General features: G+C 35.4%; 22 protein-coding genes and 2 pseudogenes. 23 read left to right on the plus strand and 1 reads right to left on the minus strand.

Annotated features, from left to right (window positions below; genetic code table 11):
• Positions 1-8 precede the first annotated feature (8 nt).
• The 23 genes and pseudogenes from rplF to C7J90_RS06045 all read left to right on the plus strand — a co-directional run.
• The gene (gene rplF, locus C7J90_RS05935; RefSeq protein WP_103208046.1) at positions 9-545 is read left to right on the plus strand and encodes a 50S ribosomal protein L6; all 537 of its coding nucleotides are present in this window, start codon (positions 9-11) and stop codon (positions 543-545) included.
• A gap of 30 nt (positions 546-575) precedes the next feature.
• Positions 576-935 (plus strand): 50S ribosomal protein L18, encoded by a 360-nt coding sequence (gene rplR, locus C7J90_RS05940; RefSeq protein ID WP_103208047.1) that lies wholly within the window; start codon positions 576-578, stop codon positions 933-935.
• A gap of 22 nt (positions 936-957) precedes the next feature.
• The gene (rpsE, locus tag C7J90_RS05945; RefSeq protein WP_103208049.1) at positions 958-1,458 is read left to right on the plus strand and encodes a 30S ribosomal protein S5; all 501 of its coding nucleotides are present in this window, start codon (positions 958-960) and stop codon (positions 1,456-1,458) included.
• A gap of 16 nt (positions 1,459-1,474) precedes the next feature.
• Positions 1,475-1,654: a 50S ribosomal protein L30 gene (gene rpmD / locus C7J90_RS05950; RefSeq protein WP_103208050.1), complete on the plus strand. Its 180-nt coding sequence runs from the start codon at positions 1,475-1,477 to the stop codon at positions 1,652-1,654.
• A 16-nt stretch (positions 1,655-1,670) separates the two neighbouring features.
• A complete protein-coding gene (gene rplO / locus C7J90_RS05955; protein WP_103208052.1) occupies positions 1,671-2,111 on the plus strand; it encodes a 50S ribosomal protein L15 in 441 nt (146 codons plus the stop codon).
• The gene (gene secY, locus C7J90_RS05960; RefSeq protein WP_103208053.1) at positions 2,111-3,403 is read left to right on the plus strand and encodes a preprotein translocase subunit SecY; all 1,293 of its coding nucleotides are present in this window, start codon (positions 2,111-2,113) and stop codon (positions 3,401-3,403) included. The genes rplO and secY overlap by 1 nt, the downstream gene beginning before the upstream one ends.
• A gap of 17 nt (positions 3,404-3,420) precedes the next feature.
• On the plus strand, positions 3,421-4,071 hold the full coding sequence (locus tag C7J90_RS05965; protein WP_103208055.1) for an adenylate kinase: 651 nt from the start codon (positions 3,421-3,423) through the stop codon (positions 4,069-4,071).
• A 163-nt stretch (positions 4,072-4,234) separates the two neighbouring features.
• Positions 4,235-4,453, plus strand: coding sequence for a translation initiation factor IF-1 (gene infA / locus C7J90_RS05970; protein WP_001118443.1), 219 nt, complete (start codon positions 4,235-4,237; stop codon positions 4,451-4,453).
• 31 nt (positions 4,454-4,484) lie between these two features.
• Positions 4,485-4,598, plus strand: coding sequence for a 50S ribosomal protein L36 (gene rpmJ, locus C7J90_RS05975; protein ID WP_002509257.1), 114 nt, complete (start codon positions 4,485-4,487; stop codon positions 4,596-4,598).
• Positions 4,599-4,620: 22 nt separating this feature from the next.
• Positions 4,621-4,986 (plus strand): 30S ribosomal protein S13, encoded by a 366-nt coding sequence (rpsM, locus tag C7J90_RS05980; protein WP_103208056.1) that lies wholly within the window; start codon positions 4,621-4,623, stop codon positions 4,984-4,986.
• Positions 4,987-5,010: 24 nt separating this feature from the next.
• The gene (gene rpsK, locus C7J90_RS05985) at positions 5,011-5,400 is read left to right on the plus strand and encodes a 30S ribosomal protein S11 (RefSeq protein WP_103208058.1); all 390 of its coding nucleotides are present in this window, start codon (positions 5,011-5,013) and stop codon (positions 5,398-5,400) included.
• A 75-nt stretch (positions 5,401-5,475) separates the two neighbouring features.
• Positions 5,476-6,420: a DNA-directed RNA polymerase subunit alpha gene (locus C7J90_RS05990; protein ID WP_103208059.1), complete on the plus strand. Its 945-nt coding sequence runs from the start codon at positions 5,476-5,478 to the stop codon at positions 6,418-6,420.
• A 16-nt stretch (positions 6,421-6,436) separates the two neighbouring features.
• Positions 6,437-6,805, plus strand: coding sequence for a 50S ribosomal protein L17 (gene rplQ / locus C7J90_RS05995; RefSeq protein ID WP_103208061.1), 369 nt, complete (start codon positions 6,437-6,439; stop codon positions 6,803-6,805).
• 350 nt (positions 6,806-7,155) lie between these two features.
• Positions 7,156-7,965 (plus strand): energy-coupling factor transporter ATPase, encoded by an 810-nt coding sequence (locus tag C7J90_RS06000; RefSeq protein WP_103208062.1) that lies wholly within the window; start codon positions 7,156-7,158, stop codon positions 7,963-7,965.
• Positions 7,962-8,828: an energy-coupling factor transporter ATPase gene (locus tag C7J90_RS06005; RefSeq protein ID WP_103208064.1), complete on the plus strand. Its 867-nt coding sequence runs from the start codon at positions 7,962-7,964 to the stop codon at positions 8,826-8,828. The genes C7J90_RS06000 and C7J90_RS06005 overlap by 4 nt, the downstream gene beginning before the upstream one ends.
• Complete coding sequence (locus tag C7J90_RS06010; protein ID WP_103208065.1) at positions 8,818-9,621, plus strand: energy-coupling factor transporter transmembrane component T family protein; 804 nt, start codon at positions 8,818-8,820, stop codon at positions 9,619-9,621. Before C7J90_RS06005 ends, C7J90_RS06010 begins: the two co-directional genes overlap by 11 nt.
• A 14-nt stretch (positions 9,622-9,635) precedes the next feature.
• On the plus strand, positions 9,636-10,466 hold the full coding sequence (gene truA, locus C7J90_RS06015) for a tRNA pseudouridine(38-40) synthase TruA (protein ID WP_103208067.1): 831 nt from the start codon (positions 9,636-9,638) through the stop codon (positions 10,464-10,466).
• Positions 10,467-10,650: 184 nt separating this feature from the next.
• Complete coding sequence (gene rplM, locus C7J90_RS06020; protein WP_103208069.1) at positions 10,651-11,088, plus strand: 50S ribosomal protein L13; 438 nt, start codon at positions 10,651-10,653, stop codon at positions 11,086-11,088.
• A gap of 19 nt (positions 11,089-11,107) precedes the next feature.
• The gene (gene rpsI / locus C7J90_RS06025) at positions 11,108-11,500 is read left to right on the plus strand and encodes a 30S ribosomal protein S9 (RefSeq protein WP_002450501.1); all 393 of its coding nucleotides are present in this window, start codon (positions 11,108-11,110) and stop codon (positions 11,498-11,500) included.
• 214 nt (positions 11,501-11,714) lie between these two features.
• Positions 11,715-12,011, plus strand: a complete 297-nt coding sequence (locus tag C7J90_RS12325; RefSeq protein WP_274541252.1) for a GNAT family N-acetyltransferase — start codon at positions 11,715-11,717, stop codon at positions 12,009-12,011.
• A 55-nt stretch (positions 12,012-12,066) separates the two neighbouring features.
• A complete protein-coding gene (locus C7J90_RS06035; protein WP_198456230.1) occupies positions 12,067-12,909 on the plus strand; it encodes an aminoglycoside 6-adenylyltransferase in 843 nt (280 codons plus the stop codon).
• Positions 12,910-13,042: 133 nt separating this feature from the next.
• A pseudogene (locus C7J90_RS06040) lies at positions 13,043-13,267 on the plus strand (transposase); the annotation flags it as partial.
• A gap of 346 nt (positions 13,268-13,613) precedes the next feature.
• Positions 13,614-13,973: pseudogene (locus C7J90_RS06045) on the plus strand (AlbA family DNA-binding domain-containing protein); the annotation flags it as partial.
• Positions 13,974-13,979: 6 nt separating this feature from the next.
• Here C7J90_RS06045 and C7J90_RS06050 read toward each other — a convergent pair.
• Positions 13,980-15,124, minus strand: a protein-coding gene (locus C7J90_RS06050) for an IS3 family transposase (RefSeq protein WP_103209691.1) whose coding sequence is annotated in 2 segments (ribosomal slippage) — positions 13,980-14,878 and positions 14,878-15,124 — 1,146 coding nt in all. Because the reading frame shifts where the segments join, the coding sequence is not laid out codon by codon here.
• Positions 15,125-15,139: the final 15 nt, after the last annotated feature.

The following is a 15,139-nucleotide window of genomic DNA, read 5'->3' on the forward strand; positions in this document are numbered from 1 at the left end:
GCCATAACATGAGCCGTGTCGGTAAAAAAATAATTGAAATTCCTAGCGACGTAACTGTAACTATCGATGGTAATACAGTTTCTGTTAAAGGACCTAAAGGTGAATTATCACAAACTTTAAATGAAGAAATGACTTACAAGCAAGAAGAAAACACACTTGAAGTTGTTAGACCATCAGATTCTAAAGAACACAGAACTGTTCATGGTACAACTCGTGCGTTAATCAATAATATGGTACAAGGTGTATCTAAAGGATACGAAAAAACACTTGAACTTGTTGGTGTCGGTTACCGTGCCCAACTTCAAGGTAAAAACCTTGTATTAAACGTTGGATATTCACATCCAGTTGAAATCGAAGCTGCTGAAGGTATTACTTTCTCTGTAGAGAAAAACACAACAGTTAAGGTTGAAGGAATTGACAAAGAGTTAGTTGGTGCAACTGCATCAAAAATTCGTGATGTTCGTCCACCAGAACCTTATAAAGGTAAAGGTATTCGTTACCAAGGTGAATATGTTCGTCGTAAAGAAGGTAAAACTGGTAAATAATAAATAAACTCTACAGAAAGGAGTATTAAGATGATTAGCAAAATTGATAAAAACAAAGTGCGTTTAAAAAGACATGCTCGCGTACGTACGAAGTTGTCAGGTACTAGCGAAAAGCCACGTTTAAACGTATACCGTTCAAATAAACACATTTACGCACAAATCATTGACGATACTAAAGGTGTAACTTTAGCTCAAGCATCTACTAAAGATAGCGGCGTTGAAGCTACATCAACTAAAGTTGAACAAGCAACAAAAGTCGGCGAAGCAATCGCTAAAGCTGCATCAGAAAAAGGTATCACAGCTGTTGTTTTTGATCGTGGTGGATACTTATTCCATGGTCGTGTAAAAGCATTAGCAGATGCTGCTCGTGAAAATGGACTTCAATTTTAATTTAAAAGGAGGGACAAATTAAATGGCTCGTAGAGAAGAACAAGTTAAAGAATTCGAAGAACGCGTAGTAACTATTAATCGTGTTGCTAAAGTTGTTAAAGGTGGTCGTAATTTCCGATTCACTGCACTTGTAGTTGTAGGAGACAAAAATGGTCGCGTTGGTTTCGGTACTGGTAAAGCACAAGAGGTACCTGAAGCTATCAAAAAAGCAGTAGAAGCTGCTAAAAAAGAACTTATCACGATTCCTCGTGTAAATGGTACAACACCACACACAATCACTGGACGTTTCGGTTCAGGAAGTGTTTTAATGAAACCAGCTGCTCCTGGTACAGGGGTTATCGCAGGTGGACCAGTTCGTGCCGTATTAGAACTTGCAGGTATCACTGATATCTTAAGTAAATCATTAGGATCAAACACACCAATCAACATGGTTCGTGCAACGATTGATGGTTTACAAAATCTTAAAAATGCTGAAGATGTTGCACGCTTACGTGGAAAATCAGTAGAAGAATTATATAATTAAGGAGGGACATATTTAAATGGCTAAATTAGAAATCACCCTCACTCGAAGCGTTATCGGTCGTCCAGAAACACAACGCAAAACAGTTAAAGCTTTAGGTCTTAAAAAAGTGAATTCAACTGTTGTTGTTGAGGACAACCCAGCAATTCGTGGACAAATCAATAAAGTAAGTCACTTAGTATCAGTAGAAGAAAAATAATTAAGGAGGTGCCCAAATGAAGTTACATGAGTTAAAACCATCAGAAGGTTCACGTCACGTACGTAACCGTGTAGGTCGTGGAGCGGCAACAGGTAATGGTAAAACAAGTGGTCGCGGTCAAAAAGGTCAAAAAGCACGTTCAGGTGGTAAAGTAAGACCAGGATTTGAAGGTGGACAATTACCATTATTCCGTCGTATTCCAAAGCGTGGTTTCACTAACATTAACCGCAAAGAATATGCTATTGTTAATTTAGACCAACTTAACAAATTCGAAGATGGTACTGAAGTAACACCTGAATTATTAATTGAAACAGGCGTTGTTAAAAGTGAAAAATCTGGCATTAAAGTATTAGGTAATGGTTCTTTAGAGAAAAAATTAACAATTAAAGCACACAAATTCTCAGCTTCAGCTCAAGATGCTATTGAAGCGAAAGGCGGAGCATTCGAGGTGATCTAATGTTTCACACAGTTATGAATTTCTTTAAAACAAAAGAAGTTCGAAACAAGATACTCTTTACTCTTGCAATGTTAGTCATTTTCAAAATTGGTACGTATATTCCAGCACCTGGTGTAAACCCATCAGCTTTTGATAATCAACAAGGTTCTCAAGGCGTCACTGATTTACTTAACACTTTCGGTGGAGGTGCCTTGAAGAACTTCTCCATATTTGCTATGGGGATTATGCCTTATATTACTGCTTCGATCGTTATGCAGTTACTGCAAATGGATATTGTTCCAAAATTTACTGAATGGGCAAAGCAAGGTGAAACTGGACGTAAAAAACTAAATACGTTTACACGTTATTTCACAATTGTTCTTGCATTTATTCAGTCTATTGGTATGTCGTTTCAATTTAATACGTACCTTGACGGTGCATTGATAAAAAATCAATCGGCATGGACATATTTATTAATCGCAGTTGTATTAACAACAGGGACTGCATTTTTAATGTGGTTAGGTGAACAAATTACGCAATATGGTGTTGGTAATGGTATTTCAATTATCATTTTTGCAGGTATTTTATCAACGCTACCATCATCACTCATTCAATTTTATCAACAAGAGTTTATTGGGCAAGATGATGTAACTCTAGCGTGGTTAAAAGTGGCAGGCCTTATTATCGGTATGATTCTTTTAACTGTCGGTGCAGTGTTTGTATTACAAGCCATCCGTAAAATACCAATTCAATATGCTAAGAAACAAGCCAATATGCGACTTGGTTCACAAGCAACTTACCTACCATTAAAAGTGAACTCTGCAGGGGTAATTCCTGTCATCTTTGCAATGGCGTTCTTCTTATTACCAAGAACGTTAACTCTATTTTTCCCTAAAGCAGACTGGGCTCAAAAAATAGGACAATATGCTGATCCTTCTAATAATATTGGAATGATTGTCTATGTTATCTTGATTATCGCATTTGCTTATTTCTATGCATTTGTGCAAGTTAACCCTGAAAAGATGTCAGAGAATCTGAAGAAGCAAGGTAGTTATGTTCCAGGGATTCGTCCAGGTGAACAAACTAAAAAATATATCACTAAAGTTTTATACCGTTTGACATTTGTTGGTTCTATTTTCTTAGCGGTTATTGCTATATTACCGATTTTAGCAACTAAATTGATGAACTTACCACAAGCGATTCAAGTCGGTGGTACAAGTTTATTAATCGTTATCGGTGTAGCGATTGAAACGATGAAGAGCTTAGAAGCACAAGTGAATGAAAAAGAGTATAAAGGCTTTGGTCGACGCTAATTCATAGGAGGGCGTTTATGAATATTATCTTAATGGGTCTACCTGGTGCTGGTAAAGGGACTCAAGCGAGTGAGATTGTTAAAAAATACCCAATTCCTCATATTTCTACAGGTGATATGTTTAGAAAAGCTATCAAAGAAGAAACAGAATTGGGGAAAGTTGCAAAATCTTACACAGATCGCGGTGAGTTAGTACCAGATGAAGTGACAGTAGGGATTGTCAAAGAACGTATTTCTGAAGACGATGCAAAAAAAGGTTTTCTATTAGATGGATTTCCTCGCACAATAGAGCAAGCCAAAGCACTTGACACTATTTTAAGTGAGCTTGATCGATCAATTGATGCTGTTGTGAATATTGAGGTTCCAGAAGAAGAGCTTATGAATCGCCTAACAGGTCGTCGTATTTGTGGGACTTGTGGCACAACGTATCATCTTGTTTTCAATCCTCCAAAGGTTGAAGGTGTTTGTGATATTGACGGTGGTAAACTTTACCAACGTAAAGATGACAACCCAGAAACAGTTGCGAATCGTTTAGAAGTAAACGTTAAGCAATCTAAGCCGATTTTAGATTTTTATAACGAACAAGGTATTTTGAAAAATATTGACGGCTCTAAACATATTGATGAAGTTACAGAAGACGTTATTAATATTTTAGAATCTATTAAATAGTTGCGACTTGGGGAGTATCACTTTTAAAGTCGTTAACCTTGAAGTAATGCATTAATGATTGTGACAAGTTATTTAACGATATCCTTTAGAAGTAATTCATCCAAGCCACTATTATCGAGTTGATATTCAATGATCCTTACAACTGAAAAGGAGGAGTTAATTAATGGCGAAACAAGATGTAATTGAACTTGAAGGTACAGTGCTAGACACTTTACCAAATGCAATGTTTAAAGTAGAATTAGAAAATGGTCATGAAATCTTAGCGCACGTGAGTGGTAAGATTCGTATGAACTATATTCGTATTTTACCTGGCGATAAAGTAACAGTAGAAATGTCTCCGTATGATTTAACACGCGGTAGAATCACATATCGTTATAAATAATTGTCACTCCATCACTGAAGGAGGTATAAAAATGAAAGTAAGACCATCAGTAAAACCAATTTGCGAAAAATGTAAAGTCATTAAACGTAAAGGTAAAGTCATGGTAATTTGTGAAAACCCTAAACACAAACAAAAACAAGGTTAATTAAAAGAGAGGTGTAAATAATATGGCTCGTATAGCAGGAATTGATATCCCACGTGACAAGCGTGTCGTGATCTCATTAACTTATATTTACGGTATCGGTAAAAGCACAGCACAAGAAATCATCGAAGCAGCTAACGTTTCAGCTGACACACGTGTAAAAGATTTAACTGATGATGAGTTAGGTCGTATTCGTGAAGTTGTAGACGGTTATAAAGTTGAAGGTGACTTACGTCGTGAAACAAACTTAAACATCAAACGTTTAATGGAAATTTCATCATACCGTGGTATCCGTCACCGTCGTGGTTTACCAGTTAATGGTCAAAAAACGAAAAACAACGCGCGTACTCGTAAAGGCCCAGTTAAAACTGTAGCTAACAAGAAAAAATAATAGGTAAAGGAGGCACATTAAACTATGGCACGTAAACAAGTATCTCGTAAACGTAGAGTTAAAAAGAATATTGAAAATGGTGTTGCACACATCCGTTCAACATTCAACAACACAATTGTAACTATTACTGATGAATTTGGTAATGCATTATCTTGGTCATCAGCAGGTGCACTTGGATTTAAAGGTTCTAAAAAATCTACGCCATTCGCAGCTCAAATGGCTTCAGAAACAGCTTCAAAATCTGCTATGGAACATGGCTTAAAATCAGTTGAAGTAACTGTAAAAGGACCTGGTCCTGGACGTGAGTCAGCAATCCGTGCATTACAATCAGCAGGTTTAGAAGTAACAGCGATTAAAGACGTTACTCCAGTACCACACAACGGTTGTCGTCCACCGAAACGTCGTCGCGTATAATTTAAGTTTTCAATATGTCACTAAACACCGAAATTATAGTTTATGCAAGTCGACGTTCTTAAGGAGGATAAATAAATGATTGAAATTGAGAAACCTAGAATTGAAACAATTGAAGTTAGTGATGATGCTAAATTCGGTAAGTTCGTTGTTGAACCATTAGAACGCGGTTATGGTACTACACTAGGAAACTCCTTACGTCGTATCCTACTATCATCATTACCAGGTGCGGCTGTGAAATATATCGAAATTGAAGGTGTTTTACACGAATTCTCAGCGATTGATAACGTTGTAGAAGATGTGTCGACAATCATTATGAATATTAAAAAGTTAGCGCTTAAAATATATTCAGAAGAAGAAAAAACACTTGAAATTGACGTTAAAGAAGAAGGCGAAGTTACTGCGAAAGATATCACACATGACAGTGATGTAGAGATCTTAAATCCTGACTTAAAAATCGCAACAGTCTCTCAAGGTGGACACCTTAAATTGCGTCTTGTTGCAAACAAAGGTCGTGGATATGCTTTAGCTGATCAAAATAACTCAAGCGATATGCCAATTGGTGTGATTCCAGTTGATTCACTGTATTCACCAGTTGAACGTGTGAATTATACAGTTGAAAATACACGTGTGGGTCAAAGTTCAGACTTTGACAAATTAACATTAGATGTATGGACTGATGGATCAATTACACCACAAGAATCAGTATCCCTTGCAGCTAAAATTATGACTGAGCATTTAAACATCTTCGTTGGATTAACTGATGAAGCACAAAATGCTGAAATCATGATCGAAAAAGAAGAAGATCAAAAAGAAAAAGTGCTTGAAATGTCTATTGAAGAATTAGACTTATCAGTACGTTCATACAACTGTCTTAAACGTGCAGGTATCAACTCAGTACAAGAACTCGCTGACAAATCAGAGGCTGATATGATGAAAGTTCGTAACTTAGGTCGTAAGTCTCTTGAAGAAGTAAAATACAAATTAGAAGACTTAGGTTTAGGTCTAAGAAAAGAAGATTGATAAAGGAGGTTAACTCATGGGTTACAGAAAATTAGGTCGTACTTCAGATCACCGTAAAGCAATGTTACGTAACTTAGCGACATCTTTAATCGTTAGTGAGCGTATCGAAACAACAGAAGCACGTGCAAAAGAATTACGCAGTGTTGTTGAAAAATTGATCACTTTAGGTAAAAAAGGTGACTTAGCATCTCGTCGTCAAGCTGCAAAAACTTTGCAAAATGTTGAAATCTTAAATGAAGATGAAACAACGCAAACAGCTTTACAAAAATTATTTGGTGAGATTGCTGATCGTTATCAAGAGCGCCAAGGTGGTTACACACGTATTCTTAAAGTAGCGCCACGTCATGGTGACGGTGCACTTAAAGTAATTATTGAATTAGTTTAATTTAAATACACACTACTACATTTAAAGCAAATGAGTGCAACGATAATGTTTGCCACATACAGATATTGTCTAGCTCAGAGTACCCCATCTAACTGAATATTGACGACAAAGCGTGAACTCAATAAGATGGGGTGCGCGCTTTTTTATTGAGTTGTATTTTTATCATTTGAATAGCATCATTACTAATATAGACCTGCCTTTGTGTAGGTCTAGTTTTATACATAGCGAAAAGTTAAATACATAGATAGCTTAGATGATGGAAGATATCACACTAGGCAGAGTTGAATACAATTTATTAATGGATATGAATCATGTAGAATAGAGTTAAGGCATTGAAAGGAGCGTTACAGATGACCCAACACCCATTGTTACAATTTAAAAATGTATCATTTCAATATGACGAACACGGTCCAACAGTTTTAAAAGATGTTCATTTTGAGGTGGAAGCAGGACAATGGGTATCCATTGTTGGGCATAACGGTTCAGGCAAATCCACCATTGCTAAATTGATTGCGGGCATAGAAGGGAATTTTGATGGGGATATTGTAATCAATCAATCATCAATCAAGCATACTGAATTGTCAGCATTTCGTAACCATATAGGTATTGTTTTCCAAAATCCTGACAATCAATTTGTGGGATCAACGGTGAAATATGACGTGGCATTTGGATTGGAAAATAAGGCAGTGCCCACACACGAAATGCATGATATCGTCAAACGTGTACTCAAAGATGTCGACATGTATGACAAGCAAAACCATGAGCCAGTTGCGCTATCTGGTGGGCAAAAGCAACGTGTTGCAATCGCAGGTGTTTTAGCATTACAGCCTCAAATTATTATTTTAGATGAAGCGACTGCAATGTTGGACCCTGAAGGAAAACGAGAGATACTTGAAATGATTCAAAAGCTGAATCACATTCATCATGTGACAGTCATATCGATTACACACGATCTCTCAGAAGTCGTTGCATCGGACAAAGTGATTGTGATGAATCAAGGTGAAGTGGCAATGTCTGGCACAGTGGAATCCATTTTTGAACAGGCACCACAGCTATTAGAGATGGGACTTGATTTGCCCTTCGAAATGCGAATGGCACAAAAGCTGAATTTAGGCCATAACTATTTGAACTACGACGAATTATTGGAGAGTCTAACATGATTAAATTTGATGACGTTTCATATATTTATCAAAAGAAGACACCCTATGAATATTTAGCACTGAATCAAATTACAACTGAATTTGTAGAAGGGCGTTATTATGCAATTATAGGTAAAACAGGTTCAGGCAAGTCGACTATGATTCAACATTTAAATGGGTTACTTAAGGCAACACGTGGCACAATGTATTTCAATGAGATGGCAATTGACCATAAAACGAAAGATAAGCAACTAAAGTCAGTTCGTAAAACAGTAGGGATGGTTTTTCAATTTCCAGAATCTCAATTATTTGAGGAAACTGTCGAAAAGGAAGTGTTATTTGGCCCTAAGAATTACGGACAAGATTTAGATGAAGCACGTCATAAAGCCATTGAAATGCTGACGAGACTCGGATTTAATGCTGAGCAAGTTATGCAACAGTCTCCATTCTTATTATCAGGGGGACAGATGCGTAAAGTAGCACTCGTTGCCATATTAGCGATGAATCCAGATATTCTCGTTCTTGATGAACCGACAGCAGGACTTGATCCTAAGAGTAAGCGTCAATTGATGAATCTTTTCAAGCGATTGCAAATAGAAGAAGGGAAAACAATTATTCTTGTTACCCATGATATGAATGATGTAGCAGAATACGCAGAGTATGTCAAAGTCATGCAAAAAGGAACAATGAGTTGTGAAATGACACCATCAGAATTATTCTGTCAAAGCGAATATGTCCGTCGTTTGCATTTAGACATTCCTGATATCGTTAAGCTCCAAAAGGACATAGAACAGCGTTTAAATATACAATTTGATCATCTTGCACTAACAGAAGATGATTTTGTACAAATGTATCAGGATTGGAGGGCGCAAAATGAAAGATAAACTCATTATTGGTCGCTTTCTACCACTTGATTCCATCATTCATCAACTTGATCCACGTGCAAAATTTATATTTGTCTTTTGTTTTATTATCGTTATTTTTATGAGTCATGATTGGCTATCTTATATTTGGCTAGCGATTGTATTATTCACGATATTGCGTTTCTCTCGTATTCCAATAGGATTCTTACTTAAAGGATTAATCCCCATTTTTATCTTTTTAGGTTTTACCTTTATCATGCATCTCTTTTTAACCAAAGGAGGTACACGACTTGTTGAATGGGGCTTCATCAGTATTGATACGAATGGGATTAATGAAGGGGCATTAATTGTTTTGAGACTTTCATTTATTATGATTGTTTCAACGATTTTGACGTTGACGACGAGTCCGCTTGATTTAACAGATGCGTTTGATCGTTTGTTCAAGCCGCTGAACTATCTCAAAATACCTGTATCGGCATTAAGTATGATGATGTCAATCGCATTAAGATTTATCCCAACATTGATGGAAGAGTTAGACAAAATTATATTGTCTCAAAAATCGCGTGGGTCAGATATTAGCTCTGGATCATTAGCCAAACGCATTAAAGCATTTGTACCACTTCTTATCCCACTGTTTATATCCGCTTTTCAACGTGCAGAAGAGCTTGCAGTCGCAATGGAAGTGAGAGGATATGACGCCAAAAGTGTCAGAACGAGCTACCGCACATTGAAGTGGCAGGTTAAAGATACAATAACCGTATTAGCCATCATTCCGATAGGTGTGATTTCACTAATGATTAAACATATTTTTTAGAAAGGACATCAATCATGCAAAGAGTGCTAGTCAAAATAAGTTACCATGGTGGACAATTTTTAGGATTTCAAATTCAAAATCAAGGTCGCACAGTACAAGGCTATTTCGAAAAGATATTAAAGCGTATGCATCAACAACCTGTACGTATTCATCCATCTAGCCGAACTGATCGAGGTGTCCATGCCAAAGTCCAATATTTTCACTTTGATACAGACTTGAATATCGCACCTGAACAGTGGCAATATGCGATGAACCGCGCATTACCAGATGATATTTATGTCCATGAAGTAACATTTGTTTCAGAAGATTTTCATTGCCGTTATGACTGTGTCGGAAAAACATATCGATACGCCATATACCAATCAACGCATCGTGACCCATTTCAAGCACAACTTAAAACTTTCGTCTCAGATAGACTTGATGTCGAAGCGATGCAACAAGCAGCAGTACAATTTATGGGAACACATGACTTTACATCATTTTGTTCACAAAAAACAGAAGTGCATAGTAAAGAGCGCACAATATATGAAAGCCGTATAGAAGTGACGGCAGAAGGATTAGATTTTGTCATTACAGGATCTGGCTTTTTATACAATATGGTACGTGTCATTATGGCATTTTTGATAGAAGTCGGTAAAGGCAAACGCCGTGCAGATGAGGTAGCAGAACTTTTAGAAGTGAAAGATCGCAATCGTGTACCACATACAGCACCAGCAGAAGGACTGTACCTTGAGAAGGTCTATCTATCAGAAGATAAGTTGAAGGAAGATTTCGGTTCAAATATCCGAATTCATTATAAAAAATCACTACAAAATTCATCGAAACACATTGACAATTTGCGGTAAAAATTATATCATAGTTAACGGTATTGTTTTATATCACCCCACGATAAGCCCCGGAAACTTATTGTGTTACAAGATATAGAAGCAGGACAGAGCAACAGTTAACGGAATAAATTAACTCGTTTAAAATTGTTAATGCAACACATTTCGAAACTCAGTATTATTTATTCACTAGGAGGACAATATTATGCGTCAAACATTTATGGCTAACGAATCAAACATTGAACGCAAATGGTACGTTGTTGACGCTGAAGGGCAAACATTAGGCCGTTTATCTTCAGAAGTCGCATCTATCTTACGCGGTAAAAATAAAGTGACTTACACACCACACGTTGATACAGGTGACTACGTAATCATCATCAACGCATCTAAAATCGAATTCACTGGTAACAAAGAGCAAGACAAAATTTACTACCGTCACTCAAATCACCCAGGTGGTTTAAAATCAATCACTGCTGGTGAATTAAAACGCACGAACCCAGAACGTTTACTTGAAACTTCTATCAAAGGTATGCTACCAAGTTCACGTTTAGGCGAAAAACAAGGTAAAAAATTATTCGTTTATGGTGGCGCTGAACATCCACACGCTGCACAACAACCAGAAAACTACGAGTTACGTGGTTAATTAGAAGGAGGAAATTACATTGGCACAAGTTGAATATAAAGGCACAGGCCGTCGTAAAAACTCAGTAGCACGTGTACGTTTAGTACCAGGTGAAGGTAACATTAAAGTTAACAATCGTGACGTACGTGACTACTTACCATTCGAATCATTAATCTTAGACTTAAACCAACCATTTGATGTCACTGAAACTAAAGGAAACTATGACGTATTAGTTAACGTACACGGTGGTGGATTCACAGGACAAGCTCAAGCAATCCGTCACGGTATTGCACGTGCATTATTAGAAGCAGATCCTGAATACAGAGGTTCTTTAAAACGCGCTGGATTACTTACTCGTGACCCACGTATGAAAGAACGTAAAAAACCAGGTCTTAAAAAAGCACGTCGTTCACCACAATTCTCAAAACGTTAATATTGAGATATTATATTTCAACACTCTTCAGCATTGCTGGAGGGTGTTTTTTAATTCTATTATTTTCTGAATATTAAATATATAATTATATGTAAATAAAATGGAATTAATATTTGTAATATGCAGTTGAATATTGAATTAATGAAAAATAAAAGTAAAGATCAAGTAGCAGAATACACAAGGGATTTATCAATCTTATGATGCAACAGAAGACATAGAAGGTTATGAAGAGTTACTATCTCCTAAACAACGGGGAGATAAATACTTTGAAGTTTTAGAATCTAATCAATTAATAGGGTATTTTGTAATTGATAATTCAGTTCCGGGTATTATTGATTACGGTTTAGATATGAAACCTGATTTAAATGGAAAAGGCAATGGAAGTAGTTTTATTGAAAAGACTTTAAAATATATTGTTAAAAATTATAAAGTTAATAAAATAACATTATCAGTTGCTAAATTTAATGAATGTGCAATGAAGTGTTACGAAAAACTAGAAGTTATTAAATAAAATTAATTTGTATGTATAAAAATCTATAGAATTAAAAAGGAGGTTAATTAAGAAGGTGAATATTTTGCACAATCAACAAAAGGTGTTTGATTTAATTACTGATATAGCAAAAAAAGATAAAAGAATTGAAGCGGTTTTATTAAATGGATCGAGAGCTAATCCGAATAGTTTGAAAGACCAATTTCAAGATTACGATATTATTTTTGCAACTAAATATATTGATCAAATTATTAAAGATAAAGAATGGCACAAACAATTTGGTGATATATTAATTATGCAGGAGCCTGATTTTGAACCTGATAAGAAACAATACGATGTGTATGGGTACCTCATGCAATTTCAAGATATGACAAGAATTGACTTGAGATTGATACGTCCCGGCAGAATCTTAGAAAATATAGATGATGCTTACTCTAAAGTTTTATTAGATAAGACAGGGAATTATCAATCATTTAATTTTAATAAAGAAGAAGAGATGTACGTTACAAAAGTAGCCAAACAATATGAATTTGATAAGATAGTCAATGAAATATATTGGGTTAGCACCTATGTCATTAAAGGGATTGCTAGAAAAGACTATATGTATGCGGAATATATGTTATCTAATCCAGTAAAAACTGCTTATATTAAATTGATAAAACAGTATATTTTATCGGAAAGCTATTTAGAAGAATATAACTTTGGAAAAGTGAATCAACATATTTTAGAAAATGAAGAAATAAATGATAGTTTAATAAAAATCAGTTGTAATGATAGTCTAGAATCTATAAATGAAAATATCAAACATATTGTTGAACAAACAAATGAACTCGCAACTAAAATATCTATGAGACATGATATTAAATATAACAAAGCAGAATATGAAGCCGTAAAGTTTTATATGGCAAATGTCTTATAGCCCATACTGGAATACAAATGAGTAGGGGCTATATTTTGAATAAAAGTAAACTATGCGCTATGTGTATAGTTCCGGAAAGGTTTTACCGTTATATTAAAATAGGCTCCTCAACATGCTAGAAATCTGTTGACATACCATAATGATTTTTGATAGACATGGACATTTGAAATATATATATGTAAATAGAAAGTTTTGGTGCAAAGGTTTTTATGTAGATACAGTTGGAAGAAATAAAAAGGTAATAGAAGAATATATACGAAATCAATTACAAGAGGATATCGTAGCAGAACAAATCACAATGATGGAATGCATAAATCCATTTACAGGGGAAGAGAATAAAAAGTTGAGGAAAAAATAAAACCCTTTTAAGGGTCGCTGAGAAAGTAGTACGGTTGGCTGATTTTCTCAGTAGCCTTAAAAGGGCTGGTCAGTAACAGTGGTTTCATCCTCAGAACAAACCACCCGTTCACATGGGTGGTTTTGATTGCGTTTTATTGATAGATTTAGTTACCCCTAGGAGGAACTATTTTGTTTGAATACTGTTTGAAATTCAATTATATGCATCTGTAGGAAACCATATGAAATGACCTGATTTTTCTTTGGGATTCGTACGACAAGCAGATAGAGGTTATAATGATATTCGATAGATATCTTATTGAATGTTATAATAAAGTCAATAAGATACGTGATTGCGAGGTTTATATATGACTAGTAGTAAGTATATTGAATATTTGCAAACTGAGGTTGAAGGACAACTTCTAGATCGAAAGAGGGCGTCTATAAATCCTAAAGATGTTGCTCAACACATTAGTGCGTTTGCAAATGCTGAAGGCGGCAAACTGGTAATCGGTATTGAAGATAATGGGGAAATTTCAGGATTTAATCATTCAAAAGCAAAAAAGAAAGAAGTTTATATTGAGGCACCTTTCGAACATTTATATAGAATACCTAAATACACTCATGAAGTAATAGAAGTGAAGAAACTTGATGGTACTATGGATGAAATTCTTATTTTTGATATTGAACCTAGTTATGATGCCATAATTACCTTGAAAGATGATTCTGGTATGTCAACAGATTTCTAGACAGTTTTTATAGAAACTATCTTTGTACGCTTTCGGCGTCAGATAATTTAATGCACTATGAGGTCGAATGTTGTTATACCAATTAACATAATCAAACAATTCGAGTTTTAAGTGATTAATAGATTTAAAATCATACTGTTTAATGAATTCAGTTTTTAACGCTTTAAATGTACTTTCAGCTACTGCGTTGTCATATGGACATCCTTTCATGCTTAAAGATCTTTTGATACCAAAGGTATCTAGTACATCATCAATCATGTGATTATCAAACTCTTTTCCTCTGTCAGTGTGAAACATTTGTACGTCTCTTAAATCGTGTCTAATGCTACTAAGTGCCTTGGATACAAGCGTGCTATCTTTCTTTGAGCCTGCGCTATGCCCAACAATCTCACGGTTAAAAAGATCAATAAATAAACATATGTAATGCCATTTTCCAGCCACTTTTACATATGTCAAATCACTGACAAGAACTTCCAATGGTTCTTTTCTATTGAAACTTTGATTTAATTCATTATTGATTTCGCGTTCACTTGAGCGAGAAGGAAATGATTTATACTTCGATGTCGTATAAGAAGATACTAATTTATTTGCTTTCATAATGCGTCCTATACGTCGTCTTGAGACATTTAAACCATTTTTGATAAGTTCATTTTTAATCCTTCTTGTTCCAAAACATTTGCGATTAGAATTGAAAATCTCGATAATTTTATCGCTAATTTCCTTATCTCGATCATCTTTTTCAACGTTGGGTGATTTGTTAATTTCGTAATAGTAACTACTTCTAGAGATTTGCAGGACTTTGCACATTGCTGATACTGAATATTTATTGGCATTCTTTCGAATGACATCTATTTTCGTCCCATGATCAGCGCTGCTTGCTTTAAAATATCATTTTCCATTTTCAATTGTTGATTTTCTTTACGTAATTTTCTTAGTTCTTTTTCTTCATTAGTTAAGTTATCTTGATGGTTAAATGAACCAGTATTTTGATGTTGCTTAATCCATTTCCCTAACGCCGAAGGTGTTAAATCATATTCACGAGCAATTTCATTTCTAGGCTTACCATTTTCATAAAGCTTTACCATTTGTAATTTAAATTCAGGACTAAAAGTTCTTCTTTCTCTTGTCATAAAAATCGCCTACTT

Origin of the sequence: Staphylococcus felis (assembly GCF_003012915.1) — a bacterium.
GTDB classification, from domain to species: Bacteria; Bacillota; Bacilli; order Staphylococcales; family Staphylococcaceae; genus Staphylococcus; species Staphylococcus felis.

What these genes read in the sequence shown, in the direction of transcription:
- rplF (WP_103208046.1), top strand. Translation starts at nt 9, where the DNA reads ATGAGCCGTGTCGGTAAAAAAATAATTGAAATTCCTAGCGACGTAACT.
- rplR (WP_103208047.1), top strand. Translation starts at nt 576, where the DNA reads ATGATTAGCAAAATTGATAAAAACAAAGTGCGTTTAAAAAGACATGCT.
- rpsE (WP_103208049.1), top strand. Translation starts at nt 958, where the DNA reads ATGGCTCGTAGAGAAGAACAAGTTAAAGAATTCGAAGAACGCGTAGTA.
- rpmD (WP_103208050.1), top strand. Translation starts at nt 1,475, where the DNA reads ATGGCTAAATTAGAAATCACCCTCACTCGAAGCGTTATCGGTCGTCCA.
- rplO (WP_103208052.1), top strand. Translation starts at nt 1,671, where the DNA reads ATGAAGTTACATGAGTTAAAACCATCAGAAGGTTCACGTCACGTACGT.
- secY (WP_103208053.1), top strand. Translation starts at nt 2,111, where the DNA reads ATGTTTCACACAGTTATGAATTTCTTTAAAACAAAAGAAGTTCGAAAC.
- C7J90_RS05965 (WP_103208055.1), top strand. Translation starts at nt 3,421, where the DNA reads ATGAATATTATCTTAATGGGTCTACCTGGTGCTGGTAAAGGGACTCAA.
- infA (WP_001118443.1), top strand. Translation starts at nt 4,235, where the DNA reads ATGGCGAAACAAGATGTAATTGAACTTGAAGGTACAGTGCTAGACACT.
- rpmJ (WP_002509257.1), top strand. Translation starts at nt 4,485, where the DNA reads ATGAAAGTAAGACCATCAGTAAAACCAATTTGCGAAAAATGTAAAGTC.
- rpsM (WP_103208056.1), top strand. Translation starts at nt 4,621, where the DNA reads ATGGCTCGTATAGCAGGAATTGATATCCCACGTGACAAGCGTGTCGTG.
- rpsK (WP_103208058.1), top strand. Translation starts at nt 5,011, where the DNA reads ATGGCACGTAAACAAGTATCTCGTAAACGTAGAGTTAAAAAGAATATT.
- C7J90_RS05990 (WP_103208059.1), top strand. Translation starts at nt 5,476, where the DNA reads ATGATTGAAATTGAGAAACCTAGAATTGAAACAATTGAAGTTAGTGAT.
- rplQ (WP_103208061.1), top strand. Translation starts at nt 6,437, where the DNA reads ATGGGTTACAGAAAATTAGGTCGTACTTCAGATCACCGTAAAGCAATG.
- C7J90_RS06000 (WP_103208062.1), top strand. Translation starts at nt 7,156, where the DNA reads ATGACCCAACACCCATTGTTACAATTTAAAAATGTATCATTTCAATAT.
- C7J90_RS06005 (WP_103208064.1), top strand. Translation starts at nt 7,962, where the DNA reads ATGATTAAATTTGATGACGTTTCATATATTTATCAAAAGAAGACACCC.
- C7J90_RS06010 (WP_103208065.1), top strand. Translation starts at nt 8,818, where the DNA reads ATGAAAGATAAACTCATTATTGGTCGCTTTCTACCACTTGATTCCATC.
- truA (WP_103208067.1), top strand. Translation starts at nt 9,636, where the DNA reads ATGCAAAGAGTGCTAGTCAAAATAAGTTACCATGGTGGACAATTTTTA.
- rplM (WP_103208069.1), top strand. Translation starts at nt 10,651, where the DNA reads ATGCGTCAAACATTTATGGCTAACGAATCAAACATTGAACGCAAATGG.